Below are 23,806 nucleotides of genomic sequence, written 5' to 3' on the forward strand. Positions count from 1 at the left end.
TCTTTTAAGCTGAATCCACAAATGTATCCCATAGCACACGCTATGGGGTGAAATGCATACACCGCAAACTTCAACTAAGTTGTATATTTCTATAATTGTATTGGCATATCTACGTATGCCACAGCCGCTTTTAAATAATACAGTACATTAGATATATGTACTGACGCACGAAAATAAGTATACTTCCGGATGGGCTATCATCCATATACTTCTTTTCCTTTTTTGATTAACCCTGACGCTGCTTGTGCTTTGGATTCTCGCAGATAACTCTAACGATTCCCTTTCTCTTGATAACTTTGCACTTATCGCAGATAGGTTTTACTGATGCTCTAACCTTCATTAGAAACTCTCCTTTCAAAAAAAGTCCGCTACGAATTAGCATTCTATCATTTTCATTGATAAAATGCAATAGGGAAATTCATTTTTTTATTATTTATCTCTCCAAACGATTCTTCCCTTGGTAAGATCGTATGGTGATAACTCTATTGTAACTTTGTCGCCAGGAAGAATCTTTATATAATTCATTCTCAGCTTTCCACTTATATGAGCAAGAACCTTGTGTCCATTCTCAAGTTCTACCTGAAACATGGCATTTGGAAGTTTCTCAACTACTGTTCCTTCTACTTCAATTACATCTGCTTTTGACATTTTCAAAAATCCTCCTATATATATAAATCAACTTATGAGTTCTCCATGATATAATGAATATGTCATCGTGCTTACGAACGACGACATATGATATCACATCTACAGCTCAATTCCATCGGCCCTTGAAAGTATCTCAGGCTCTCCATCTGTTATAAGTATTGTATTCTCATAATGTGCCGCCAGTGATTTGTCTGCGGTGACGACCGTCCATCCATCCGGCATCCACTTCACTTCGTAATCGCCAAGTGTGATCATCGGTTCTATCGCTATCGTCATTCCTGCTTTCAGCTTCGGTCCTCTTCTTCTTGTTGCGAAGTTTGGGACCTCCGGCTCTTCATGAAGATTTTTTCCAACTCCATGTCCCACCAGATCGACAACAACTCCAAGTCCACACTCATCGGCATAGGACTCGACCGCTATTCCTATATCCCGCACATGATTTCCCGCACGGGCCGCTGACAGTCCTTCAAAGAAGCTTTGCTTCGTTGCCTCTATGAGATACTTTGCCATATCAGATATCTCGCCAACTCCATATGTTCTGGCTGAGTCTGAATGGTAACCCTTATAGATAACACCGGCATCAAGACTTACTATATCTCCATCCTGAAGCACTCTGTTCTTTGATGGAATTCCATGTACCACCTCATCATTTACAGATACACACACCGACGCCGGATATCCCTGATAGTTCAGAAATGATGGTTCACAGTGATAACTTCTGATAACCTCTTCACCGAGCTTATCTATATCATATGTGGTCATTCCCGGCTTCAATGCTTTTCTCATCTCCTCATGAGTTATCGCCAGAATTCTTCCAGCCTCTCTCATAAGCTCAATCTCTTCCTGGGATTTTATGGAAATACCCTTCATATTTACTCACCTAATATATCAGTGATAGCAGCGAATACATCCTTCATATCTACGGTTCCGTCAACCTCTTTCAGGATGCCCTTTGCCTTGTAGTAATCGATGAGAGGCTGTGTCTGCTCATGATATACATTAAGTCTCTTCTCTACTGTCTCTGGCTTATCATCGTCTCTAAGGATGAGATCAGCTCCACATGCATCACACTTGCCCTCAACTTTTGTTGGGTTGTATACGATATGGTATGTTGCTCCACAACCTACACATGCACGTCTGCCTGACATTCTCTCGATGATATTCTCATCAGGTACCTCAACATTGATAGCGTAATCAACTGAATCGCCGATTGCTGAGAGTGCCTTGTCAAGTGCCTCTGCCTGTGGGATAGTTCTTGGGAATCCGTCAAGGATATATCCCTTTGCACAGTCATCAGCCTTGAATCTATCTATTACCAAGTCGACAACGAGCTCATCTGGTACAAGAAGTCCCTTATCCATGTACTCCTTTGCCTTTGCACCAAGCTCTGTGCCGTTCTTTATGTTCGCTCTGAATATATCTCCTGTTGAGATATGTGGTACGCCGTACTTTGCAGCGATCATCTTTGCCTGTGTTCCCTTGCCTGCGCCCGGTGCGCCTAACATGATTATCTTCATATATTCAACCTCCATTTTTTTGAACGTTTCCCATTCTTATCAAATACTATTCTCTCTATAATACACGAATAGGAAGTGTACTATACGGCACACTCCCATTCGTGTTTATTGCCACGTCATATTTTAGTCTAAAAGGAATCCCTGATAGTTCCTTACCAGCATACGTGACTCAATATTCTTAATTGTCTCTATAACAACACCTACAACGATGATAAGTGATGTTCCTCCAAATGAAACATTTGCTCCAAAGAAACCACTGAAGAACATTGGTATACATGCTACTATGATAAGTCCTACAGCACCTATAAATATGATGTAGTTTAAAATCTTATTAAGGTAATCCTGTGTTGACTGTCCAGGTCTTATACCAGGGACAAAACCGCCACTCTTCTTCATATTGTTGGCAATCTCCATTGGATTGAATGTGATCGCTGTGTAGAAATATGCGAAGAAGAACACAAGTAAAATATATACGATCAAACCGATCGATGCCCAAGGATAAGATCTGTTAAACCAGTAGCCCTGACTCATACCCTGGATTATCTTTGCTCCTACACCAGATGTCTTGATGTTGAACAGATTCACTACGATCTGTGGAACAGACAGTATGGATGATGCAAAGATGACCGGAATAACACCTGCAGTATTGACCTTAAGTGGAATATGAGAGGACTGTCCGCCCATCGTCTTTCTTCCTCTTACTGTCTTGGCATACTGTACAGGAATTCTTCTCTCTGCGCCCTGAAGTGCACATACAAATACTACTGTAATAACTACAACTGCAAGGATAATGAGTCCTACAAGTGTAAATCTTACAAAGTCTCTGCCCTTCATGAACTGTGTGTATAAATTCTTGAAGTCATTTGGCATTGTTGAAACAATGTTGATCAAAAGGATTACTGATATACCATTGCCAACACCCTTCTCTGTTGCTCTCTCGCCAAGCCACATTACTATAGCACTTCCTGCCGTAAGAATGACTACGATGCAAAGAACTGTCCAGAAGTTATAATTCTCAATGACTCCCTTGTTTCCAAATCCTACTACAAGACCAGCACTCTCAAGAATAGCAAGACCTACTGTCATATATCTTGTGATAGCGGTGATCTTCTTTCTACCATCTTCTCCGTCTTTCTGCAGTTCTTCCAAAGCCGGTATAGCAATGGTGAGAAGCTGTATGATGATGGAAGCTGTAATGTAAGGTGTTACCGACAATGCAAAGATCGACATCTGCTCGAACGATCCTCCGGTGAATGAACTGAAGATGTTCAGTGAATCACCGAGTGCATTCTGCATGTACTCTCTTATTGCATCCGCACTTATTCCCGGAACGGTAATCAGACTACCAAGTCTGACTACCACGAGAATGAAGAACGTATATAAAAGTCTTCTTCGTATATCCTGTACCTTAAATGCATTGATTAAGGTTTTGAACATATTACATCACCTCTGCTTTTCCGCCAAGAGCTTCAATTTTCTCAGCTGCTGACTTTGAAAAAGCATTAGCCTTAACATTGAGCTTTTTAGTTAACTCTCCATTTCCAAGAATCTTAACTCCATCACGAGGATTCTTAATGATACCTGCCTCTACTAATGTCTCAACAGTTACGTCTGAGCCATCCTCGAATCTCTCAAGAGCTGATACATTGATTGCAACGATCTCTTTGTGATTGATGCAATTAAAGCCTCTCTTAGGAAGACGTCTATATAATGGCATCTGTCCACCTTCGAAACCTGGTCTAGGTGATCCAGAACGTGCCTTCTGACCCTTATGTCCCTTACCTGCAGTCTTGCCATTTCCTGAACCATGTCCACGGCCTACACGGAAATTAGCACTGTGCTTTGAGCCTTCAGCCGGCTTTAATGTAGATAAATCCATGATCTGCGTATCCTCCTTCTCTTATACTTCCTCAACCTTTACCATATAACTTACCTGCTTAACCATTCCAAGTGTTGCAGCGTTATTTGGGAGCTCTACTGACTTATTAACCTTCTTAAGTCCAAGAGCCTCTACTGTCTTTCTATGCTTTGGTACAGCACCGATAGGGGACTTTACCAAAGTTACCTTTAACTTATCTGCCATCTTCTAATACCTCCTTAGTTAAGTATCTCATCAACAGATTTTCCACGAAGTCTTGCGATATCCTCTGGGTTCTTGATCTCTGTAAGGCCCTTGATTGTTGCAAGAACTACGTTCTGCTTGTTGTTTGATCCTAAGGACTTTGTACGGATGTTCTTATATCCTGCAAGCTCAAGTACGCTACGAGCAGGACCACCAGCGATGATACCAGTACCTTCTGGAGCTGTCTTCAGAAGAACTGAAGCACTGCCGAACTGTCCATTCCAGTCGTAAGGGATACTACCAACTTCATTTACAGGAACTGTAACTAAATGCTTTGCAGCATCCTCCTTACCCTTACGGATAGCTTCTGGAGTCTCAACTGCCTTGCCAACACCAACGCCAACGTGGCCATTTCTATCACCAACAACTACGAGAGCTGCAACTCTAGAATTACGTCCACCCTTAACAACCTTTGTTACACGCTTGATGGCAACAACTTTATCTTCTAACTCTAACTTACTTGCATCAATTATTTCACGCTTCATACGTTGTTCTTCCTCCTTACTAGAATTCCAGACCAGCTTCTCTCGCTGCATCTGCTAATGCCTGAACCTTACCGTGGTATACGAAACCGCCTCTATCATAGATAACAGTCTTGATACCCTTCTCAAGTGCTCTCTCAGCAATAACCTTACCAACGTAAGCTGCTGCATCAACATCATTTGTCTTCTCAAGCTCATCCTTAATAGCCTTCTCTGTTGTAGATGCTGCTACTAATGTCTTACCAACTGAATCATCAATAATCTGAGCGTACATATGATTATTACTTCTGAATACAGCTAAACGTGGTCTCTCTGTTGTTCCAGCTAAACGATTACGAACACGCATATGCTTCTTTACACGAATTGCGCTTCTTGATTCTTTATTAATCATCTTATCTCACTCCTTTATTATTTCTTACCAGTCTTACCAACTTTACGTCTGATAGTCTCATCCACATACTTGATACCCTTGCCCTTGTATGGCTCTGGTGCTCTCTTCTCTCTGATCTCAGCAGCGTACTGACCAACCTTTTCCTTGCTGATTCCGCTTACTATGATTTTGTTTCCATCAACTGATGTTTCGATACCATCTGGATCAACCATCTCAACTGGGTGTGAATAACCAAGAGCAAGAACAAGCTTATTACCCTGCTTCTGAGCTCTGTAACCTACACCGTTAACCTCAAGCTCCTTCTTGTAACCCTCTGTAACACCTACTACCATGTTGTGGATAAGTGTTCTTGTGAGTCCGTGAAGTGATTTCATCTTCTTTAAGTCGTTAGGTCTTGATACTGTGATTGTATCGCCGTCTAACTTTATATCCATTTCCGCAGGGAGAACTCTCTCAAGAGTTCCCTTTGGTCCTTTAACAGTCACTTTATTATTTTCTGCTATATCTACAGTTACGCCTGCAGGTACAGCGATAGGCATTCTTCCGATACGTGACATTTTGCCGTCCTCCTTTTACCAAATAAACGCAAGTACTTCTCCACCTACGTTCTGTTTTCTAGCTTCCTTATCTGTTAATACACCCTTGTTTGTAGAGATAATAGCAGTTCCAAGTCCACCAAGTACTCTTGGAAGCTCATCCTTGCTTGCGTATACTCGAAGACCAGGCTTTGAAATTCTCTTAAGACCTGTGATGATCTTCTCGTTCTTATCTGCACCATACTTCAATGTGATCTTGATTGTCTCGAACTTACCGTCCTCAACGATATCTACAGCCTTAACATATCCTTCTGATAAAAGTATGTCGGCAATAGCTTTCTTCATCTTTGAAGCAGGGATTTCTACTGTATCATGCTTTGCTGTATTAGCATTACGAATTCTTGTAAGCATATCTGCAATTGGATCGCTCATTGACATAATAAATTTCCTCCTTCTTACTCTTACCAGCTTGATTTCTTAACGCCAGGAATCTGTCCCTTATATGCTAACTCACGGAAGCAGATTCTACAAATTCCGTACTTCTTTAAAACTGAGTGTGGACGTCCACAAATGCTGCAACGTGTGTACTCTCTTGTTGAGAACTTCTGCTTGCGCTGCTGCTTAACTTTCATTGATGTCTTAGCCATTTCTCGAATCTCCTCCTTTATTATTTGCTATAAGGCATGCCGAACAGTGTAAGTAACTCACGAGCTTCCTCGTCAGTCTGTGCTGTTGTTACGCAAATTATATCCATACCTCTAACCTTATCTACCTTATCGTACTCGATCTCAGGGAAGATAAGCTGCTCCTTAATACCGAATGCGTAGTTACCTCTTCCATCAAATCCGTTTGGATTGATACCTCTGAAGTCACGTACACGTGGGAGTGCAAGATTTACAAGACGATCAAGGAACTCATACATCTTCTCGCCACGAAGAGTTACCTTACATCCGATAGGCATTCCCTCTCTCAGCTTGAAGTTAGCTACTGACTTCTTTGCTCTTGTTACAACTGCCTTCTGACCTGTGATTGTCTCAAGATCCTTGATAGCAGCGTCGAGAACCTTAGCGTTCTCTCTAGCTTCACCAACGCCCATATTGATAACGATCTTATCGAGCTTTGGTATCTGCATTACATTCTTATATCCAAATTTCTCAACCATGGCGCTCTTAATTTCAGCGTCATACTTTTCTTTAAGTCTACTCACCTAAGACGACCTCCTTCCAATTAATCTATCTTCTCTGTCTTGCCATCAACTTTGGCTACACGAACCTTATCCTTACCAGTTCCTTCAAAACCAACTCTAACTGGCTTGCCCTTGTAAAGATACATTACATTAGAGATGTCAAGTGGGGCTTCCATCTCGATGATTCCGCCCTGCTGGTTAGCCATGCTTGGCTTGCTATGCTTAAATACTTTGTTGATTCCTTCAACTACTACGGTACCATTCTTCTTATCTACTGAAACGACCTTTCCGCTCTTGCCCTTGTCCTTACCAGCGATAACCTGTACCATATCATCTTTCTTAATCTTCATTGTTGCCATAGTCACACCTCCTTATAATACTTCAGGTGCAAGTGATACGATCTTCATGAATTTCTTATCACGGAGCTCTCTTGCAACTGGTCCAAAGATACGTGTACCTCTTGGATTCATATCGTCTTTTATAATTACAGCAGCGTTCTCGTCAAACTTGATGTATGAACCATCCTTACGACGAGCGCCATGCTTTGTTCTAACTACAACGGCCTTAACTACATCGCCCTTCTTTACAACTCCGCCTGGTGTTGCATCCTTAACAGAGGCAACGATGATATCGCCGATATTCGCATATCTTCTAACTGATCCGCCTAACACTCTGATACAAAGTAACTCTTTTGCACCTGTGTTATCAGCAACTTTAAGTCTTGTTTCCTGCTGAACCATTTAATTTGCCTCCTTACTTTGCCTTCTCGATGATCTCAACAAGTCTCCATCTCTTATCCTTTGATAATGGTCTTGTCTCCATAACCTTTACTCTATCGCCAATCTTGCACTCGTTATTCTCGTCATGAGCCTTCAGCTTTACTGTTCTCTTTACAATCTTACCATAAAGAGGATGCTTAACATTATCTACGATAGAAACAACGATTGTCTTATCCATCTTGTCACTTGTAACTATACCAACACGTGTTTTTCTCAGATTTCTTTCCACAATAATTCCTCCTTCCAAGATAATTAAGCATTAGCCTTCTGGGCTATAACTGTCTGTATTCTTGCTATATTCTTTCTAACGTCCTTGATTCTGCTTGTGTTGTCAAGCTGATTTGTAGCATTCTGGAATCTCAGGTTGAATAATTCCTTCTTTGCAGCTACTAAATCTTTCTGGAGATCGTCAACGGACTTGCTATTTAATTCGTTCATAAAATCCTTAGTTTTCACTGCCTGCTACCTCCTCTAACTCTTCCTTTGATGCGATCTTACACTTAAGTGGAAGCTTGTGCATAGCGAGTCTGAGAGCCTCTTTAGCTACCTCCTCAGGTACGCCCTGAACCTCAAACATAACTCTGCCTGGCTTAACTACTGCTACCCAATACTCAAGTGCTCCCTTTCCTGAACCCATTCGAGTCTCAGCCGGCTTTGCTGTAACTGGCTTGTCAGGGAAAATCTTGATAAATACCTTACCACTACGCTTCATATATCTTGTCATTGCAATTCTGGCTGCCTCGATCTGATTTGACTTGATCCAAGCTGGCTCTAATGCTACGAGACCATACTCACCGTTTGTAATCTTATTGCCTCTAAGTGCCTTACCAGCCATTGTTCCTCTGAACTGCTTACGACGCTTTACTCTCTTTGGCATTAACATTATTTATTTCCCCCTTCCTTTACTGTCTTTGTTGGAAGTACTTCACCATGGTAGATCCATGTCTTTACGCCAACCTTACCATATGTTGTATCTGCTTCAGCAAATCCGTAATCGATATCAGCACGGAGTGTCTGAAGAGGAATTGTTCCCTCGCTGTAGAACTCTGTTCTAGCCATATCAGCACCGCCAAGACGACCTGAACATGCACACTTGATACCCTGTGCGCCTGACTTCATTGTTCTACCCATGCAAGACTTCATAGCCTTTCTGAATGCGATACGATTCTCAAGCTGTGCTGCGATGTTCTCTGCAACGAGCTGAGCGTCAGCATCCGGCTTCTTGATCTCCTTAACGTCGATAAAGAGCTTCTTATCTGTTAACTTCTGAGCGTCAGCCTTGATCTTCTCGATTCCGGCTCCACCCTTTCCGATTACTACTCCAGGCTTAGCTGTGTATAATACGATCTTTACATTCTTTGCTGATCTCTCGATCTCGATCTTTGAGATGTTTGACTTGTAAAGAGTTGTCTTTAAGTATTTTCTAAGGATCTGATCTTCTGCTAAGTTCTTAGCAAACTCGTCATTTCTCTTGTCAGCATACCAGTTTGAATCCCAATCTTTGATAATGCCGACTCTTAAACCATGAGGATTAACTTTCTGTCCCATATTTTACCTCCTATTTCTCGTCAAGCACGATTGTGATGTGGCTTGTTCTCTTCTCGATTCTATATGCTCTACCCTGTGCTCTTGGATGAACTCTCTTCATTGTAGGTCCCTTGTTAGCGTAACACTCTGCTACGTAAAGGTCCTCCTTCTTCATGCCATTGTTGTTCTCAGCGTTAGCAATAGCAGACTTCAAAAGCTTCTCTATAACGCTTGAGCCATATCTTGGGTTGTATTCTACGATAGCAAGTGCTGTCTGAACATCCTTACCTCTGATAGCATCAAGCACAAAACATGCCTTGGTTACTGATACTCTTGCGTATGAAACCTTAGCTGATGGTCTTGTATCTTTGTTCTCATTTCTGAGTCTCTTGTCATGGGATCTATGTCCTTTAGCCATTTTGAAAAGTCCTCCTTTCAAATATTCCTAATATTATCTTCTACCCTTCTTTTCGTCCTTACCATGACCTCTGTATGTTCTGGTAACTACGAACTCACCGAGCTTATGTCCTACCATATCTTCTGTTACATATACTGGTACGTGCTTTCTTCCATCATGAACGGCAAATGTGTGGCCAACGAATGATGGGAAGATTGTTGAACGTCTTGACCAGGTCTTTATAACTTCTGTCTTATTAGCAGCGTTTAAAGCATCTACCTTCTTAAGCAGATGTGCATCTGCGAATGGTCCTTTTTTTAATGAACGAGCCATATTTCTTCCTCCTTAACTATTTAACATTCTTACCGTCTCTACGTCTTACGATCAACTTATTAGACTGCTTGTTCTTCTTTCTTGTCTTGAGACCCATTGCTGGCTTGCCCCATGGAGTAGAAGGACCTGGACGACCGATAGGTGCTCTACCTTCTCCACCACCATGTGGATGGTCATTAGGGTTCATGACAGAACCACGAACTGTTGGTCTAACGCCCATATGACGCTTACGACCGGCTTTACCAATGTTAACAAGGCCATGCTCGATGTTTCCTACCTGTCCAACTGTTGCTCTACAGATAATCGGAACCATTCTCATCTCGCCTGATGGAAGTCTAAGTGTTGCATACTTTCCTTCCTTAGCCATGAGCTGTGCAGCGTTTCCTGCTGAACGAACTAACTGTCCGCCCTTACCTGGATAAAGCTCGATGTTGTGTACCTGAGTACCAACTGGAATATTCTGAAGTGGAAGACAGTTACCAACCTTGATCTCTGCCTCTGCGCCATTCATCAGCACATCGCCAACTGCAAGCTTGAAAGGAGCAAGGATGTATCTCTTTTCTCCATCTGCATAGAACAGAAGTGCAATATTTGCTGATCTGTTTGGATCATACTCGATTGCAGCTACTGTTGCTGGAATACCATCTTTGTCATTTCTCTTGAAATCTATTATTCTATACTTTCTCTTAGCACCACCACCGTGATGTCTTACTGTTATCTTACCCTGATTGTTACGACCAGCTGTCTTGCTTGTTGAAACAACGAGTGACTTCTCTGGAGTTGTCTTTGTGATCTCTGAGAAATCAAGGCCAGTCATATTTCTTCTGGAAGGTGTATATGGGTTATATGTCTTAATTCCCATTGTTGTTCTCCTTTCGGTTCAATTTATTCTCACGCTTTGATTGCGTATACAACTAATGTGATGAGCGGCTATACTGTGCAGCCACCCACGGCTATATCTTAAAGTCCCTCGAAAATCTCGATGTCCTTGCTGTCAGCTGTAAGCTGAACGATAGCCTTCTTGTACTTTGCTGTGTTACCAAGTGTCATACCACGTCTCTTGACCTTACCGTCATTGTTCATTGTGTTGACCTTTGCAACCTTTGTTCCCTCGAACATCTTCTCTACAGCTTCCTTAACCTGTGACTTGTTTGCTTCTGGATGAACAAGGAATGTATATTTCTTCTCAGCCATAGCGTTCATGCTCTTCTCTGTGATCACTGGCTTAAGTATAACGTCATAATATTTGATATCTGCCATTATGCGTACACCTCCTCAATTGCTGCAACTGCTTCCTTAGTAAGAACAAGCTTCTCATACTTGAGAATATCGTATACGCTAAGTGAATTAGCTACTGTTGTCTTAACTGTTGGAATGTTGTTTGCTGAAAGAACAACGTTATTGTTCTTATCCTTTGTTACTACAAGAGCCTTAGGAGCTGAAAGCTTTGCAAGGATCTTTGCAAATACGCTTGTCTTAGCCTCCTGAAGATCAAGCTTGTCAACTACTACCAGCTTGTTCTCAGCAACCTTTGATGAAAGTGCTGACTTCATAGCAAGCTGCTTCTCTTTCTTATTCATCTTAACTGAATAATCTCTTGGCTTTGGTGCGAATACAACTCCACCGCCTGTCCACTGTGGAGATCTTGTTGAACCCTGTCTAGCATGACCAGTTCCCTTCTGTCTCCAAGGCTTTCTTCCACCACCAGAAACTTCTGAACGTGTCTTAGCGCTCTGTGTTCCCTGACGGTTGTTGGCTAACTGACCAACTACAGCCTTATGCATTATATGCTCATTTATTTCTACACCGAAAACTGCATCATTGAGCTCTAATGTCTCAACTTCTTTGCCTTCAATGTCATAAACCTTAACTGATGCCATTGTTGTCTCTCCTTTCCAAAGCCCTACTTACCAGACTTTACTGTATCTTTAATCATAACCAATGACTTCTTTGGTCCTGGAACAGCGCCCTTAACCAAGATTACATTGTTCTCAACATCTATTTTAACTACCTCAAGGTTCTGGATTGTAACTCTTACGCTACCCATATGTCCAGGCATCTTCTTGCCCTTGAATACTCTACCTGGAGTAGTTGCAGAACCGTTTGAACCTGCATGTCTGTGATACTTTGAACCATGTCCTGAAGGACCTGACTTAAGGCCGTGTCTCTTAAGACCGCCTGCGTATCCCTTACCCTTTGACTTAGCAGTAACATCAATCTTGTCGCCAGCAGCAAATACGTCTGCCTTGATCTCTGCGCCAAGCTCGTACTCAGCAGTGTTCTCAAGTCTGAACTCTCTATAGAAAGCCTTTGGAGTTGTTCCCGCCTTCTTAGCATGACCAACCTCTGCCTTACCAGCACCATGTGGATTTCTGATAACTTTCTTTCCTGATACGTCCTTTGTTGTTACTCTTTCCTTCTTCTCGCCGAATCCTACCTGAATTGCATCGTAACCGTCATTCTCAACTGTTTTGATCTGGGTTACAACACATGGACCAGCCTGCAATACTGTAACTGGTGTTAATACACCGTTCTCGTCGAAAATCTGTGTCATTCCGACTTTTGTAGCTAATATAGCCTTCTTCATTTCTGTTTCCTCCTAATTTAATTCACAGCGGATTGCATCTGCAATCATACTAAATTACATCCGAAAATGCATTAGGTACTGTTATTTAATTGTTTCTGCGGTTTGTTTTAAATTAGTCCGCATCTAATTGGGTTTCTTTTGAATTGCTGTCTGACTTTGATTATTTCATCTTAACATCGATGAACACGCCAGCGGACAGATCGATCTTCTGTAATGCATCAATTGTCTTCTGAGTTGGTGCTACAACATCGATAAGTCTCTTATGAGTTCTCTGCTCAAACTGCTCTCTTGAGTCCTTGTACTTATGAACTGCTCTTAAGATTGTGATCTTCTCAATCTTAGTAGGCATTGGAACTGGTCCGCTTACCTTTGCGCCAGTCTTCTTAACTGTATCAACAATCTGTGCTGCTGCCTTGTCGATAAGTTTGTGGTCATAAGCCTTAAGTGTAATTCTCATAATCTGATTTGCCATAAAAAAAGCCGCCTCCTTTTCGCACTTAATCTTAGTACAACAAGCGGTGACTGTACACTCTCCCGTGTGTGTCCTAAGTTAAAACCCAGAACCATCACGTCGTTTCTGTCCTCTTGACAGACGGTTATATTGTACAGTGACTTGTCGCCAGTTTTGTAAATTGACATTCGCTCCACGAAAAACCTGCGTCATATATGTACGCAGCAACCTCCGCTTCTCAGCTATCATGCCACAGCACGTTTGATTATATACTAGGGATTTCTTTAAATCAAGAGGTTTTTTTAATTTTTTTATGTTTTTTTGAATTATTTTTTAACGGGTATTTACAGGGTATCACTCGCCAGATTCACTCAGCTTGAATGTCCTCTTCATTTTGATCCCCTTGTTCTCCCATATCTCAAACTTCGAAAAGCTTAAGATGAACCCGTAATCTGTATGGTAACCATAATTCTCCATCGCAAACCCAGGGAATCTGCTTCGAATCGCATCGAGCAGCTCTGCCATATCATCTATCTTATATCCCCTGCCCGTCATATACTCATATGCAAATGTGTCTATCTCCTCCCTGTCATCGACCAACGTCAGCTTTGTCACGCCATTTTCATCGGTATAAACCTTCACTCCACTCACATTATTCTCCACAAATGTATCAAGATGAGTATAGCCATAATTTCTGACATCAAAATCCGGGTATCTTCTCACAACGCCTTCATACACCTGTTCCATGACAGCATCTCTTCCCTGTCCTTTATAATAGGAAGAAACCGAATATATCTCCTTTGCTATATCACCTATATCCGGTATATCAGCAGTGCATTTCCCTCCGGCAAGAACATCTATATACATATATCTCTGGGCGCTGTTCACAAGGATTTTGTCTGCGTCACATGGACCGGCAACCACAACCTCTATATCCGTGAGCCTCAGCTTGTCGAGAAGCGGTACTGTCAGACTGTCCCCCGTTGCTATATATATGCGCTCTGGCTTTGAAAGCGCAGCATCCGCCATAACCTCCACGGCCAGCGCAACCATCGCCGATGACACCTTATACTCTCCGTGCATGCAGTCCTGTATTCTGAACCTCCCTGCACTCTCCATAAAACTGTCATCGTCTTTGTCGGAATTAAACATCTTGCAGATCACAAGCTTGTCCGTTCTGATTATATCCTCATATATAGCAGGCACAGCCTTTGCCTCTATGCTATCACAATCTATATACAGCGCAGCCCTCATGATATCCTCCTTAATAATATTCCACAACCATCACACACACAACAAACCACAGGTTTAATCCAATTATATCCTGCCATCCGCCTTAATCATCTCCATCAGAGTCTGTCTAAATCCAAACTCCTCACAAAGTGCTTCCGCATCCTTAAGAGCCTTCTTTCTCCTGTCCGGAGATACATTTTTCTTCACAGCTCTTATGAGCAGATTTTTAGGCGAATGTGCAATGTCTATAAATTCCATTATATCAGTCTTATATCCACACGCCTCAAGCATATGTCCGCGGATGGAATCTGTTGCCAGCGCAGCTATCCTCTCCTTGATGATACCGTATCTTGTCAGCGCAGCCAGTTCATCAGAATGCATCTGTTTATTCAGCTCATGCTGGCAGCAAGGCACGGACAATATATACTGTGCGTTCCAGCAAATGGCATTGTACAGCGCATAGTCCGTGGCAACATCACATGCATGCAGCGTCATGACCATATCCACATCCACATCCGTCTTATACCCATTTATATCCCCAAGTTCGAATTTTAGTCCGGTATATCCAAACTGTTCCGCCAGCGCATTGCAGTCTTTTATCACCTGCTCCTTGAGATCCAGGCCGGTTATATGGACATCAAGCCCCTTAACCTCATGCAGATAATAATAAACTATAAATGTCAGATACGATTTGCCGCATCCAAAATCTACTATATTAATAGAAGGTTTGTTGTAGCTCTTCATGACATTGTCCACGATCTCCGCAAATCTGTTGATCTGCTTAAACTTGTCATACATGGAGTGCACAACCTTGCCATCCTTTGTAAATATGCCCAGATGGGTAAATACAGGGATATCCATTCCCTCTTCAAGTATGTATTTCTTTCTTCGGTTGTTCCCCTGAACAGTTATGAGTTTATTCTCCGTGTGCCTCTTATTCACAGCTACTTTGCCCTTCTTTGAGATCTTCACATCCCACTCCTCCCGGGCCGAGAACATGTTTATCTGTCTGAATCCATCCTGCAGATCTCCGGCCAGTGCTTCTTCAAGCTCGTCCTCATCTATATTCTGGTGGAACACCTGCTTCTCCGTATACCTTTCTATCTGAAAGCACCTTTTACCGCCTATGATTTTTCTCTCAAATACCACTTTTCTGTATTCACCGCGTCCGCCACTGAGGATAATCTTGTGGGGATCACTCTGTACCATCTCTTCTATTAATTCTTTTATACTTATATCTGCCATTATTCCAACTTCTCCATTACCAACAATCTGTATCGTAATTAATCTCTGTCATCAATCTATGCACACAGCAGCCTTGACGCAGTGCTTTGATACAAGTATAATCTATAGGATATATTTTTTGAAGTTATTTTTATAAGGAAGGATTACATATATGTGGATAGCAGATGGATGGAAGGATTATGAAGTTATTGACTGCTCTGACGGAGAAAAGCTTGAGCGTTGGGGCAAATACACTCTGCTCAGACCGGATCCCCAGGTTCTATGGAGCACTCCAAAGAAAAATCCTGCATGGAATAAACTGAACGGACATTATCATAGAAGCAACAAAGGCGGCGGAGAATGGGAGTTTTTCAGCCTGCCTAAGCAGTGGACGATAAATTACAGGGATCTGACTTTCAATCTGAAGCCATTCAGCTTCAAGCACACTGGTCTATTTCCTGAGCAGGCTGCCAACTGGGACTGGTTCAGCGAACTGATAAAGGACTCACCTAAAAAGGATATTAAGGTGTTGAACCTGTTCGCATACACAGGGGGCGCAACATGTGCAGCCGCCAAAGCCGGAGCTACAGTCACCCATGTTGATGCATCCAAGGGAATGGTTACCTGGGCAAAGGAAAACGCAGCATCATCAGGGCTCGCCGACGCACCGATCAGATGGATAGTTGACGACTGTGTGAAATTTGTCGAAAGAGAGATCAGACGAGGCAACAAATATGACGCGATCATCATGGATCCTCCTTCATACGGCAGAGGACCAAAGGGTGAGATATGGAAGATCGAAGAGAAGATCCATCCTTTCATCAAGCTCTGCAGCCAGCTTCTCTGTGACAAGCCGCTTTTCTTCCTTGTAAATTCATATACAACAGGTCTCGCGCCTGCGGTGCTCACATATATGATATCCACAGAGGTAAAGAGCAGATTTGGCGGACATGTTGTGGCAGATGAGATCGGACTTCCTGTCACAGAGACAGGTCTTGTTCTTCCTTGTGGTGCCGCCGGAAGATGGCAGAGATAACAACGGATCGGTCGAGGCAGATACATTTTGCAGATAAACTAAAAGCAGGAATATGAGCCCCTATAACGAAGTTTGCTGGGGTTCATATTCCTGCTTTTTTCAATTTTCAGCTTCTTAATTTCAGCTTTTTTGTCACGTAATTTAGTCCTTTACACCGTCACATCCACATACTCCAGACGTATGACCTTCTCCAGATCCGCAGGGGCTATCTCTATCTGATACCCAACCTTACCCGCACTTACATACATCTTATCAAGATCTTCAGCACTTGCATCTATCGTGGTCCTGAAAAACTTCTTCATACCGATAGGTGAGCAGCCGCCATGTATATATCCGGTAAGAGGGAGGAGTTCCTTTGCCTTGAGCATATCTATCGACTTCTCTCCCACAGCCTTCGCAGCTTTCTTGAGATCAAGTTCCTCCTTGACAGGAATTACAAACACGTAATTTGCGCCAGACTTCGCAACGGTCACCAGGGTCTTATACACATACGCAGGATCCTGTCCAAGTATAGCAGCAACCTTCTCTCCATTTGTCTCGCCCGTCTCCACATAACAATAATGGTTGTACTTTATCTTCTTGCTGTCAAGTATGCGCATGACATTTGTCTTTTCCTCAGTCTTTGCGTTCTTATTCTTATCTTTCATGTTCCAAGTCATCTCCTTGTCATCAAATGCACTAAGCGCCCCAACCTTGTCTATTGAAGATTGAAGCGCTGTATGCATATCTATTGTATTCTACGGCTTTATCTTAATCTGCCGTACATAACTTTATCTGTCTTCCATCGGCAGATACTCTCTGTGTGTTCCCACATACTTGTATGCAGGTCTGATGATCTTGCCGGCATTGACAAGCTCCTCTATTCTATGCGCTGACCATCCCGCAATACGTGCGATGGCAAATATAGGAGTAAACAGCTCGATAGGGATACCGAGCATCGTATATACAAATCCACTGTAGAAATCTACATTTGCCGATATAGGCTTGCCGCTGCGTCTTCTGGCCGCAAGCAGTCTTCCTGATATCTCCTCAACCTTCTTGTACAGCTCAAATTCCTTTGTCCTGCCCTTCTCCTGGGCAAGTCTCTCTGCATATCCCTTGAGTATCCTAGCTCTAGGATCTGAGTTGGTGTATACCGCATGACCCATTCCATATATAAGGCCTGAATGGTCAAAGCCCTTCTTGTCAAGAAGTCCTGTGAGATATTTCTCCAGTGCAGCCTCATCACCCCAGTTCTTGACATGGCTCTTGAGGTCATCAAACATCTGCTGAACCTTGAGGTTCGCACCACCATGCTTAGGTCCCTTCAGTGATCCAAGTGAACTTGCAACTGCAGAATATGTGTCTGTTCCTGTCGACGATACTACATGAGTTGTAAATGTGGAGTTATTACCACCACCATGCTCAGCGTGTATAACCAGACATATGTCAAGCACCTGCGCCTCAAGCTCTGTATATTTCTTATCTGATCTGATAAGCCTCAGGAAATTCTCCGCAGTGGAAAGCCCCGGCTTCGGATTGTGTATTACAAGACTCATGTCGTGGAAATAGTGCTTGTAGCCCTGATAACCATATGCGGCAATCACAGGGAACTGCGCTATCAATTCCATACACTGTCTGAGAACATTCTCTATGCTTATATCATCCGGATTATCATCATATGAATAGAGTGTGAGAACACATCTCTGCAGAACGTTCATCATATTCTTGCTTGGCGCTTTGAGGATAACATCTCTTGTAAACTTTCTAGGAAGCTCCCTGTAGCACTCCATCATCTCAACAAATCTCTTAAACTGCTGCTCATTTGGAAGCTTTCCAAACAACAGAAGATACATAGTCTCCTCAAATCCGAATTTACTTCCGTGAAAACCTCTCTCAAGATCCTCAACATTGTACCCCTGATAATACAGACGACCATCAGTCGGCACTCTCTCTCCATCTATTACATCATATCCTATGACATCAGATATCTCTGTGAGTCCCGTGAGTACACCTTTTCCTGTGGAATCTCTGAGGCCTCTCTTGACATCATAATTGACATAGAGGTTCTGGTCTATCTTGCCAGATTCTGTACAATAACCTGTAAGCTCATCCAGTATTCTGTTATATTCCTCGCTGTTTCTTTCCAAACCTCATGTCTCCTTCCTTTATCCAATCCCTGTTCATCATCCCGAAGCTTCTCCGGACCTTATCAATAAACTATATCAACTCACCACAGTTTATCAAAAAAACTCCATTTTCGCAAGAAAGACAGCAATAAATTTGATTTATTCCTGTCTTTTCGCCGAAATTATTTAATTTTAAAATATTTCTGCCTAAATTTCAATAATATATCTCTCATAGGCATTTATGATCGTCGTGTCCTCGTATTTTGATTCGCGGACAAAATCTCTTCCATAATTTATATGCACATGGCCATGGACAAAATACTTAGGTCTGTACTCCTCCATAAGCGTTCTGAAACACTTAAAACCTGTATGTGGGAGATCCTCGGAATCATTTATCCTGTATGCAGGCGAATGGGCAACAAGTATGTCAAAGCCCTTGTTCCTCATGATCTTAAACCTGAGTTTCCGTACTCTTCTGGCCATCGCACGCTCGGAATACTGATGATCCGCACCACCAAACTTGTATTCCATCGAACCGCCAAGTCCCAGAATTCTGACACCCTTATACACATAAAGCTTGTCGTCTATGCACTCGCAGCCCCCCGGTGGTGTATCCTTGTAGCACACGTCGTGATTGCCATGGACATAGAGAACGGGCGCATGACTGAATGTCGCAAGGAACGACAAATACTGTGGCGATAAATCGCCACAGGATATTATCAGGTCTATTCCCTCGACCTTACTCTTATCAAAATAATCCCACAAATACTTGGATTCTTCATCCGCCAACAACAAAATCTTCACGTATCTATTCCCCTGTACTACAGTATACCTTCTCCGTAGGAGATTTATCTTATTTCACTTCCGGAACCGACTTGAGCTCCAGACTCTCCGGTGTGTCTATACCCTGAAGTGCAACTACCGTCTTTGCCTCATCGACAAGATCGTCCTCTGTAGGGAGCATGCCCACTACATTCTCAGCAAGCCAATCCATCTTGAGTATATCTTCATGGAGCATCGCTCCGTCATCTTCATTTCTCACTATTCCGTTCTGGGATGTAAGCTTTCCGCTGAACGGTGTGATAGCGCCCTCTCTTATGAGGTTTGTCATAACCGATATGAGCTTCTGTGTTCCGGCCGGAAGGTGCTTTGAGCATATGACGTCAACTATTCCCGCTGACATACCCCACCAGTAGCTTATCGCATTGCTGGTCTCGTTCTTCTCCTCCTGCTTCCAGTTGCCCTCCAGTATGGATCTAAGGATCCTCTCATAGAATGCACCCCAGTTGTAGAAAGGCATGGCAAGGTTGACGACCTCTCCATTCTGATCATAGTGATAAAGTCCGAAGTTTCGTGACGCATCATCCGGCATGATCATGTCTCTATCGGATATATATGTTATTCCATTTCTCTCGAAGAACTTCTGTGGATCAGCATTCTTAACCTTTGTCCACTGCAGATATATCTTTGCCCTAGGGTTGACCATCCTTGCTCCGATGGCAAATGCATTGATGTTCGCTGTTGTTCCGAATATCGGATAATCAGCTACATATCCTATCTGTCCGTCAGCACACAGGCTTCCCGCTATCATACCTGTGAGGAACTTCACCTCGTACATTCTTGCATAATAGGTACGCACATGGCTGTTCGCAAGGCTGAGGGAACAGTTAAGTATCTTTATCTCCGGGTGGAGCACTGCAGTCTTAAGAGCCTCAGGAAGCATCTCAGGCCCTGTCGTAAATATCACATCATACTTCTCATCCACAAGTCTTCCAAGGCACTCTGTCAGCTTGGCAGGTGTATCCACATTACAGAAGGTTCTGCTGTCGATAGAATCTCCGAGTTTATTCTCCATGTCCATTCTACCCAGTTCATGGCTGTATGTCCAGACCGAGTTGGCTGGCGACTTATCATACACAAATGCCACCTTCAGGTTCGAAGGGCCTGATGGCTTTATAACCCTGTCGAGTATAGACTTCTTAGGCTCCACAGGATCGAGCTTTGGAAGAACCGTCTTATCCTTCTTCTCATTTGTGAGGACTATCTCATTCCATACCTTGTCAACACTGTCCTTCACCTGGGATGTAGTCATGTTCTTAAGAGCTTCATAGCCATACACATTGAGGAATACAAGCATGGCATCGTCCACTGTTATAGTGAGCTCCTCATTGCCCTTCTTAGCAAGATAAGCCTTCTCAAATGCGAGATGTGCCGAGTTGAAATCCAGTCTCTCATCCTCTGTGAAAACCGCATCCTTAGTGATCCCTATGAACTCCCTGAGCTTATCATATCCACCGAGCTGTGAGAAATATACATAGTTGATCCCCGTCTGCTTGTGGAAATCTATAAATTCAAAATATATCTTATTCTCAAGTGAGTCTGTCCTTCTAGGTATCTTTCTTGTAACCATGGCAGGAACTGAGTCCGCACCAAAGTATTTGAGCACACTCACTCTCTTATTTCCTTCTACTACATAGAATTTGTTCATATACTCATATACCTTTATCGGATCATGTATACCTTCCTCTATGTGGGACTCACACAATGCGGCCCATTTCATTCCAAATTCAGTATGATAATCCAATATAGGCATAAAATTACTAGCAAACGCCGTCGTCCTTGCAGCGGTAGCGGTTCCAACCACGCGGTCAAGCGATATGGTCTGGAGACCAAGATTCACCTCACCCACAGTGTCGGATGGTGATATTATCTCATCCAAAACCGGAAGATATGGATATTCATTTTTTGCTACGGCTGCCTGATATCTCTTCTCACCAAGCTTCTGAGCCCTTAAATATTCGTTTGCTGACATACTATCACTCTCCTTATTCAAGACCATATAGTAATACTATAAAATTCAATAATCAAGAATTTGTTTCCTTCCGATCCGCCAAAATTATCTGCCTTTCAACTGCATGTTTTGTGAATTATGCATAAACCGCATTGTATGTTATGCATAATTACCACTTGATTTTTTCCGTAACGTGCTGTATTATATTATTAAATTCAGAAGATTTCACATATTTTCGAACTTAATGTCGGTGTGTGTGAATACCAATATACTTAAGGAGTCTGGCTAAAACACTTCCACCAGGCTCCTTTTTATTGTAACATCTATTCTGTCCTTTTACAGTATTTCATCTCAACATTCATTGATTTCGACTGCATCATTGTTCATCTTCCCTGTATTTATCAAATGTCACCGATATATCTGTTCCCTTTCCAGGTTCACTTATCATATCCAGAACTGCATTGTTACGTGCAACTATATGCTTTACTATGGCCAGGCCGAGACCTGTACCACCTGTGGACTTGGATCTGCTCTTGTCCACCCTGTAAAACCTCTCAAATATTCTCTCCTGATGCTCCTTCGGGATTCCTATTCCCGTATCCTTCACCCTGAGTATAACCTTTCCATCCACTGTCTTTACAGATACATCCACGCTTCCACTCTTATTGTTGTATCTGATGGCATTGTCTGTGAGGTTGTACACAAGCTCCTCCATCATCATCTTGTTCGCATATATATATCCGTGACTGCCATCATAGCTGAGCGTCACACTGTTCTTCTCTGCGTTTATCGCCAGCATATCCGTGGCTGTTCTGGCTATGACCGCCAGATTGATTTTCTCCATCAGTGGCGCATCCTCGGATACATCCAGCTCTGACAGTCTGATTATATCATTGATGAGGGTGAGAAGTCTGTTGGAGTTCTTGTGGATCTCAGTTGCAAAATGATGCACATCCACCTCGGTCGCCATACCGGTCTCAATAAGCTCCGAATACCCCGATATAGATGTGAGCGGTGTCTTAAGCTCATGTGATACATTTGCCGTGAACTCCTGTCTCATCTGCGAACTCTTCACTATATCCGCATGCTGCTTCTGTATCATATCTATGAATGGGCGCATCTCCTTGTACGCAACTATGTGGGTATCGTCATCCAGACTGTTCGCCATCTGCTCTATTGGTTTCAATATGTTTCTGGTCAGATAGTGTGTCACTATGATGGTGACACAGACAAGGATCGCCATCACCACCAGCATGACCGGCACAGCCGCAAGGAACATACTGATTACATTGTTGGTCTCCCTCGCTATTCTCAGCACCCTTCCAGACTTGAGCAGTATCGCATAGTAATATGTGCTCTTATTGAGGGTTGCCGACTTTCTTATAACATGTCCATCACCATTTTCAAATGCCTCTGCTATCTCTGGTCTGTCAAGATGGTTCTGCATGGAAATCTCATCGGCCTGATTGTCATACAGAACACTGCCGTCAGGCGCTATAAGCGTCAATCTGAGGTCATTGGTATCCACGCTTGCATACACACCAGGGTCATCCGCGTCGAAATCCCCGGTATTCTTAAGCACCTCAGCATACCCCTTCAGATCCCTTATGATCTCCGCCTTGTACACCTCATAGAATATAAACGTCGACAGGACCATGGTCACCGCTATGGCCACCAGTGAAAAGATGATAAACTCCAGATTGATAACCTTTTTCAGCCTTTTATCGTCTCTCTTACCCATATGCTACTCCATCTTATACCCTACATTTCTAACCGTCTTTATCATATTACCTGCTTCGCCAAGCTTCTGTCTCAAAGTCTTGATATGCATATCAAGGGTTCTGGATTCGCCCTCGTAATCCGTTCCCCACACATCCGACATGATCGTGTCTCTGTGAAGGACTATTCCTGCATTAACCATGAGAAGCTTTAAGAGTTCAAACTCCTTGAAGGTAAGCTCACACAACTCACCACCCACATGCACCTCGCGTCTCTCTGAATCAAGGGTTATATCCCCGAGTACCATCTGCTTGTCATCCTGCAGCGCCCTGCTTCTTCTGAGCAGCGCCTTGACTCTGGATATGAGCTCCATCACGCCAAATGGCTTGGTGAGGTAATCATCCGCTCCTATATCCAAGCCCTTGACCTTGTCAAGTTCTGTAGTCTTGGCTGTCACAAGGATAATCGGAACTCTGACAGTATCAGGTCTGCTCCTGAGCTTCTTCACAATCTCAAGACCATCCATGTCAGGGAGCATGATATCCAGAAGCACCAGATCAGGAACCTTCTCCACAGTCCTTGAGAAGAACGATTTCGCATTCTCAAACTCCTCCACCGCATATCCGCTGTTTTTCAATGCAAACATCTCGATTTCTCGTATATTCTTATCGTCTTCTACAATATAAATATGTACTGCCATTTTGTCTCCTTTCCCTGTGTAATACCACTTTCATTTACA

General features: G+C 42.9%; 35 protein-coding genes. 1 reads left to right on the forward strand and 34 read right to left on the reverse strand.

The features are described from left to right. Positions 1 to 226 precede the first annotated feature (226 nt). From rpmJ to DWW70_RS09110, 28 genes are all read right to left on the reverse strand, one after another. Positions 227 to 340: a 50S ribosomal protein L36 gene (rpmJ, locus tag DWW70_RS08975; protein WP_015533797.1), complete on the reverse strand. Its 114-nt coding sequence runs from the start codon at positions 338 to 340 to the stop codon at positions 227 to 229. Between the two features lie 89 nt (positions 341 to 429). After that, complete coding sequence (gene infA / locus DWW70_RS08980) at positions 430 to 648, reverse strand: translation initiation factor IF-1 (protein WP_004850160.1); 219 nt, start codon at positions 646 to 648, stop codon at positions 430 to 432. A gap of 99 nt (positions 649 to 747) precedes the next feature. Beyond that, a complete protein-coding gene (gene map, locus DWW70_RS08985) occupies positions 748 to 1,518 on the reverse strand; it encodes a type I methionyl aminopeptidase (protein WP_015533796.1) in 771 nt (256 codons plus the stop codon). Between the two features lie 2 nt (positions 1,519 to 1,520). Next, the gene (locus DWW70_RS08990; protein WP_022216653.1) at positions 1,521 to 2,165 is read right to left on the reverse strand and encodes an adenylate kinase; all 645 of its coding nucleotides are present in this window, start codon (positions 2,163 to 2,165) and stop codon (positions 1,521 to 1,523) included. Positions 2,166 to 2,288: 123 nt separating this feature from the next. Further along, complete coding sequence (gene secY / locus DWW70_RS08995) at positions 2,289 to 3,602, reverse strand: preprotein translocase subunit SecY (RefSeq protein WP_022216652.1); 1,314 nt, start codon at positions 3,600 to 3,602, stop codon at positions 2,289 to 2,291. Position 3,603: 1 nt separating this feature from the next. Continuing rightward, positions 3,604 to 4,044 carry a 50S ribosomal protein L15 gene (gene rplO / locus DWW70_RS09000; protein ID WP_004850150.1) on the reverse strand — a complete coding sequence of 147 codons (441 nt, stop codon included), beginning with the start codon at positions 4,042 to 4,044 and terminating at the stop codon, positions 3,604 to 3,606. Between the two features lie 21 nt (positions 4,045 to 4,065). After that, entirely contained in the window at positions 4,066 to 4,248 is a 183-nt protein-coding gene (rpmD, locus tag DWW70_RS09005; protein ID WP_004850147.1) for a 50S ribosomal protein L30, read from the reverse strand. 14 nt (positions 4,249 to 4,262) lie between these two features. Then, a complete protein-coding gene (gene rpsE / locus DWW70_RS09010; RefSeq protein ID WP_015533792.1) occupies positions 4,263 to 4,772 on the reverse strand; it encodes a 30S ribosomal protein S5 in 510 nt (169 codons plus the stop codon). Between the two features lie 19 nt (positions 4,773 to 4,791). Then, the gene (rplR, locus tag DWW70_RS09015) at positions 4,792 to 5,160 is read right to left on the reverse strand and encodes a 50S ribosomal protein L18 (RefSeq protein WP_022216651.1); all 369 of its coding nucleotides are present in this window, start codon (positions 5,158 to 5,160) and stop codon (positions 4,792 to 4,794) included. A gap of 17 nt (positions 5,161 to 5,177) precedes the next feature. After that, the gene (gene rplF / locus DWW70_RS09020) at positions 5,178 to 5,717 is read right to left on the reverse strand and encodes a 50S ribosomal protein L6 (RefSeq protein WP_022216650.1); all 540 of its coding nucleotides are present in this window, start codon (positions 5,715 to 5,717) and stop codon (positions 5,178 to 5,180) included. A gap of 15 nt (positions 5,718 to 5,732) precedes the next feature. Beyond that, entirely contained in the window at positions 5,733 to 6,134 is a 402-nt protein-coding gene (rpsH, locus tag DWW70_RS09025; RefSeq protein ID WP_022216649.1) for a 30S ribosomal protein S8, read from the reverse strand. Positions 6,135 to 6,157: 23 nt separating this feature from the next. Continuing rightward, positions 6,158 to 6,343: a type Z 30S ribosomal protein S14 gene (locus tag DWW70_RS09030; RefSeq protein WP_004850137.1), complete on the reverse strand. Its 186-nt coding sequence runs from the start codon at positions 6,341 to 6,343 to the stop codon at positions 6,158 to 6,160. Positions 6,344 to 6,363: 20 nt separating this feature from the next. Further along, the gene (gene rplE / locus DWW70_RS09035) at positions 6,364 to 6,903 is read right to left on the reverse strand and encodes a 50S ribosomal protein L5 (RefSeq protein WP_004850134.1); all 540 of its coding nucleotides are present in this window, start codon (positions 6,901 to 6,903) and stop codon (positions 6,364 to 6,366) included. Between the two features lie 20 nt (positions 6,904 to 6,923). Then, positions 6,924 to 7,241 (reverse strand): 50S ribosomal protein L24, encoded by a 318-nt coding sequence (gene rplX, locus DWW70_RS09040; RefSeq protein WP_004850132.1) that lies wholly within the window; start codon positions 7,239 to 7,241, stop codon positions 6,924 to 6,926. Between the two features lie 12 nt (positions 7,242 to 7,253). Further along, positions 7,254 to 7,622 (reverse strand): 50S ribosomal protein L14, encoded by a 369-nt coding sequence (rplN, locus tag DWW70_RS09045; RefSeq protein WP_022216648.1) that lies wholly within the window; start codon positions 7,620 to 7,622, stop codon positions 7,254 to 7,256. Positions 7,623 to 7,635: 13 nt separating this feature from the next. Then, complete coding sequence (gene rpsQ / locus DWW70_RS09050) at positions 7,636 to 7,890, reverse strand: 30S ribosomal protein S17 (protein ID WP_022058713.1); 255 nt, start codon at positions 7,888 to 7,890, stop codon at positions 7,636 to 7,638. Between the two features lie 23 nt (positions 7,891 to 7,913). Beyond that, positions 7,914 to 8,117 (reverse strand): 50S ribosomal protein L29, encoded by a 204-nt coding sequence (gene rpmC / locus DWW70_RS09055; protein WP_004850126.1) that lies wholly within the window; start codon positions 8,115 to 8,117, stop codon positions 7,914 to 7,916. Beyond that, positions 8,107 to 8,544 carry a 50S ribosomal protein L16 gene (gene rplP, locus DWW70_RS09060; RefSeq protein ID WP_022216647.1) on the reverse strand — a complete coding sequence of 146 codons (438 nt, stop codon included), beginning with the start codon at positions 8,542 to 8,544 and terminating at the stop codon, positions 8,107 to 8,109. The genes rpmC and rplP overlap by 11 nt, the downstream gene beginning before the upstream one ends. Beyond that, positions 8,544 to 9,209 carry a 30S ribosomal protein S3 gene (gene rpsC, locus DWW70_RS09065; protein WP_022216646.1) on the reverse strand — a complete coding sequence of 222 codons (666 nt, stop codon included), beginning with the start codon at positions 9,207 to 9,209 and terminating at the stop codon, positions 8,544 to 8,546. The genes rplP and rpsC overlap by 1 nt, the downstream gene beginning before the upstream one ends. Positions 9,210 to 9,219: 10 nt before the next feature. Beyond that, entirely contained in the window at positions 9,220 to 9,606 is a 387-nt protein-coding gene (gene rplV, locus DWW70_RS09070; RefSeq protein WP_004850120.1) for a 50S ribosomal protein L22, read from the reverse strand. Between the two features lie 33 nt (positions 9,607 to 9,639). Next, positions 9,640 to 9,918, reverse strand: a complete 279-nt coding sequence (gene rpsS / locus DWW70_RS09075; RefSeq protein WP_022216645.1) for a 30S ribosomal protein S19 — start codon at positions 9,916 to 9,918, stop codon at positions 9,640 to 9,642. 16 nt (positions 9,919 to 9,934) lie between these two features. Then, positions 9,935 to 10,780, reverse strand: coding sequence for a 50S ribosomal protein L2 (gene rplB / locus DWW70_RS09080; RefSeq protein ID WP_022216644.1), 846 nt, complete (start codon positions 10,778 to 10,780; stop codon positions 9,935 to 9,937). Between the two features lie 98 nt (positions 10,781 to 10,878). Next, entirely contained in the window at positions 10,879 to 11,178 is a 300-nt protein-coding gene (rplW, locus tag DWW70_RS09085; RefSeq protein WP_004850114.1) for a 50S ribosomal protein L23, read from the reverse strand. Continuing rightward, positions 11,178 to 11,798 (reverse strand): 50S ribosomal protein L4, encoded by a 621-nt coding sequence (gene rplD, locus DWW70_RS09090; protein WP_015533790.1) that lies wholly within the window; start codon positions 11,796 to 11,798, stop codon positions 11,178 to 11,180. Before rplD ends, rplW begins: the two co-directional genes overlap by 1 nt. A 23-nt stretch (positions 11,799 to 11,821) precedes the next feature. Then, on the reverse strand, positions 11,822 to 12,505 hold the full coding sequence (gene rplC, locus DWW70_RS09095; protein ID WP_015533789.1) for a 50S ribosomal protein L3: 684 nt from the start codon (positions 12,503 to 12,505) through the stop codon (positions 11,822 to 11,824). 160 nt (positions 12,506 to 12,665) lie between these two features. Further along, positions 12,666 to 12,977, reverse strand: coding sequence for a 30S ribosomal protein S10 (gene rpsJ, locus DWW70_RS09100; protein WP_004850108.1), 312 nt, complete (start codon positions 12,975 to 12,977; stop codon positions 12,666 to 12,668). Positions 12,978 to 13,310: 333 nt separating this feature from the next. Then, complete coding sequence (locus tag DWW70_RS09105; protein ID WP_118649700.1) at positions 13,311 to 14,210, reverse strand: OST-HTH/LOTUS domain-containing protein; 900 nt, start codon at positions 14,208 to 14,210, stop codon at positions 13,311 to 13,313. 63 nt (positions 14,211 to 14,273) lie between these two features. Beyond that, a complete protein-coding gene (locus tag DWW70_RS09110) occupies positions 14,274 to 15,434 on the reverse strand; it encodes a class I SAM-dependent methyltransferase (RefSeq protein WP_118649701.1) in 1,161 nt (386 codons plus the stop codon). A gap of 151 nt (positions 15,435 to 15,585) precedes the next feature. Between DWW70_RS09110 and DWW70_RS09115 the strand changes: the two genes are divergently transcribed. Further along, on the forward strand, positions 15,586 to 16,449 hold the full coding sequence (locus DWW70_RS09115) for a class I SAM-dependent methyltransferase (protein ID WP_118649702.1): 864 nt from the start codon (positions 15,586 to 15,588) through the stop codon (positions 16,447 to 16,449). A gap of 149 nt (positions 16,450 to 16,598) precedes the next feature. Here DWW70_RS09115 and ybaK read toward each other — a convergent pair whose 3' ends face one another. The 6 genes from ybaK to DWW70_RS09145 all read right to left on the reverse strand — a co-directional run bounded on the left by ybaK (position 16,599) and on the right by DWW70_RS09145 (position 23,767). Then, entirely contained in the window at positions 16,599 to 17,096 is a 498-nt protein-coding gene (gene ybaK / locus DWW70_RS09120) for a Cys-tRNA(Pro) deacylase (protein WP_055146749.1), read from the reverse strand. A 123-nt stretch (positions 17,097 to 17,219) separates the two neighbouring features. Further along, positions 17,220 to 18,578, reverse strand: a complete 1,359-nt coding sequence (locus DWW70_RS09125) for a citrate/2-methylcitrate synthase (protein ID WP_117550712.1) — start codon at positions 18,576 to 18,578, stop codon at positions 17,220 to 17,222. A gap of 186 nt (positions 18,579 to 18,764) precedes the next feature. Then, complete coding sequence (locus DWW70_RS09130) at positions 18,765 to 19,361, reverse strand: metallophosphoesterase family protein (protein WP_055223143.1); 597 nt, start codon at positions 19,359 to 19,361, stop codon at positions 18,765 to 18,767. A gap of 49 nt (positions 19,362 to 19,410) precedes the next feature. Continuing rightward, a complete protein-coding gene (locus DWW70_RS09135) occupies positions 19,411 to 21,369 on the reverse strand; it encodes a BMP family ABC transporter substrate-binding protein (RefSeq protein ID WP_117550713.1) in 1,959 nt (652 codons plus the stop codon). Positions 21,370 to 21,724: 355 nt separating this feature from the next. Continuing rightward, complete coding sequence (locus tag DWW70_RS09140) at positions 21,725 to 23,089, reverse strand: sensor histidine kinase (protein WP_118649703.1); 1,365 nt, start codon at positions 23,087 to 23,089, stop codon at positions 21,725 to 21,727. Between the two features lie 3 nt (positions 23,090 to 23,092). Further along, positions 23,093 to 23,767, reverse strand: a complete 675-nt coding sequence (locus tag DWW70_RS09145; protein ID WP_118649704.1) for a response regulator transcription factor — start codon at positions 23,765 to 23,767, stop codon at positions 23,093 to 23,095. Positions 23,768 to 23,806: the final 39 nt, after the last annotated feature.

The sequence above is a fragment of the Coprococcus sp. AF16-5 genome, assembly GCF_003479365.1.
Lineage (GTDB): Bacteria > Bacillota > Clostridia > Lachnospirales > Lachnospiraceae > Coprococcus > Coprococcus aceti.

Bases quoted from the DNA above. Each gene is read 5' to 3' on its own strand.
- rplB (WP_022216644.1), bottom strand. From the start codon at position 10,780: ATGGGAATTAAGACATATAACCCATATACACCTTCCAGAAGAAATATG.
- rplW (WP_004850114.1), bottom strand. From the start codon at position 11,178: ATGGCAGATATCAAATATTATGACGTTATACTTAAGCCAGTGATCACA.
- DWW70_RS09115 (WP_118649702.1), top strand. From the start codon at position 15,586: ATGTGGATAGCAGATGGATGGAAGGATTATGAAGTTATTGACTGCTCT.
- rplD (WP_015533790.1), bottom strand. From the start codon at position 11,798: ATGGCATCAGTTAAGGTTTATGACATTGAAGGCAAAGAAGTTGAGACA.
- DWW70_RS09105 (WP_118649700.1), bottom strand. From the start codon at position 14,210: ATGAGGGCTGCGCTGTATATAGATTGTGATAGCATAGAGGCAAAGGCT.
- rpsJ (WP_004850108.1), bottom strand. From the start codon at position 12,977: ATGGCAAATCAGATTATGAGAATTACACTTAAGGCTTATGACCACAAA.
- rplC (WP_015533789.1), bottom strand. From the start codon at position 12,505: ATGAAGAAGGCTATATTAGCTACAAAAGTCGGAATGACACAGATTTTC.
- rplV (WP_004850120.1), bottom strand. From the start codon at position 9,606: ATGGCTAAAGGACATAGATCCCATGACAAGAGACTCAGAAATGAGAAC.
- rpsS (WP_022216645.1), bottom strand. From the start codon at position 9,918: ATGGCTCGTTCATTAAAAAAAGGACCATTCGCAGATGCACATCTGCTT.
- infA (WP_004850160.1), bottom strand. From the start codon at position 648: ATGTCAAAAGCAGATGTAATTGAAGTAGAAGGAACAGTAGTTGAGAAA.
- DWW70_RS09135 (WP_117550713.1), bottom strand. From the start codon at position 21,369: ATGTCAGCAAACGAATATTTAAGGGCTCAGAAGCTTGGTGAGAAGAGA.
- DWW70_RS09030 (WP_004850137.1), bottom strand. From the start codon at position 6,343: ATGGCTAAGACATCAATGAAAGTTAAGCAGCAGCGCAAGCAGAAGTTC.
- rpmJ (WP_015533797.1), bottom strand. From the start codon at position 340: ATGAAGGTTAGAGCATCAGTAAAACCTATCTGCGATAAGTGCAAAGTT.
- rpsC (WP_022216646.1), bottom strand. From the start codon at position 9,209: ATGGGACAGAAAGTTAATCCTCATGGTTTAAGAGTCGGCATTATCAAA.
- DWW70_RS09140 (WP_118649703.1), bottom strand. From the start codon at position 23,089: ATGGGTAAGAGAGACGATAAAAGGCTGAAAAAGGTTATCAATCTGGAG.
- map (WP_015533796.1), bottom strand. From the start codon at position 1,518: ATGAAGGGTATTTCCATAAAATCCCAGGAAGAGATTGAGCTTATGAGA.
- rpsE (WP_015533792.1), bottom strand. From the start codon at position 4,772: ATGAAGCGTGAAATAATTGATGCAAGTAAGTTAGAGTTAGAAGATAAA.
- rpsH (WP_022216649.1), bottom strand. From the start codon at position 6,134: ATGTCAATGAGCGATCCAATTGCAGATATGCTTACAAGAATTCGTAAT.
- DWW70_RS09145 (WP_118649704.1), bottom strand. From the start codon at position 23,767: ATGGCAGTACATATTTATATTGTAGAAGACGATAAGAATATACGAGAA.
- rplP (WP_022216647.1), bottom strand. From the start codon at position 8,544: ATGTTAATGCCAAAGAGAGTAAAGCGTCGTAAGCAGTTCAGAGGAACA.
- rplO (WP_004850150.1), bottom strand. From the start codon at position 4,044: ATGGATTTATCTACATTAAAGCCGGCTGAAGGCTCAAAGCACAGTGCT.
- rplN (WP_022216648.1), bottom strand. From the start codon at position 7,622: ATGGTTCAGCAGGAAACAAGACTTAAAGTTGCTGATAACACAGGTGCA.
- DWW70_RS09110 (WP_118649701.1), bottom strand. From the start codon at position 15,434: ATGGCAGATATAAGTATAAAAGAATTAATAGAAGAGATGGTACAGAGT.
- secY (WP_022216652.1), bottom strand. From the start codon at position 3,602: ATGTTCAAAACCTTAATCAATGCATTTAAGGTACAGGATATACGAAGA.
- rplR (WP_022216651.1), bottom strand. From the start codon at position 5,160: ATGATTAATAAAGAATCAAGAAGCGCAATTCGTGTAAAGAAGCATATG.
- rplX (WP_004850132.1), bottom strand. From the start codon at position 7,241: ATGGCAACAATGAAGATTAAGAAAGATGATATGGTACAGGTTATCGCT.
- DWW70_RS08990 (WP_022216653.1), bottom strand. From the start codon at position 2,165: ATGAAGATAATCATGTTAGGCGCACCGGGCGCAGGCAAGGGAACACAG.
- ybaK (WP_055146749.1), bottom strand. From the start codon at position 17,096: ATGAAAGATAAGAATAAGAACGCAAAGACTGAGGAAAAGACAAATGTC.
- rplF (WP_022216650.1), bottom strand. From the start codon at position 5,717: ATGTCACGTATCGGAAGAATGCCTATCGCTGTACCTGCAGGCGTAACT.
- rpmD (WP_004850147.1), bottom strand. From the start codon at position 4,248: ATGGCAGATAAGTTAAAGGTAACTTTGGTAAAGTCCCCTATCGGTGCT.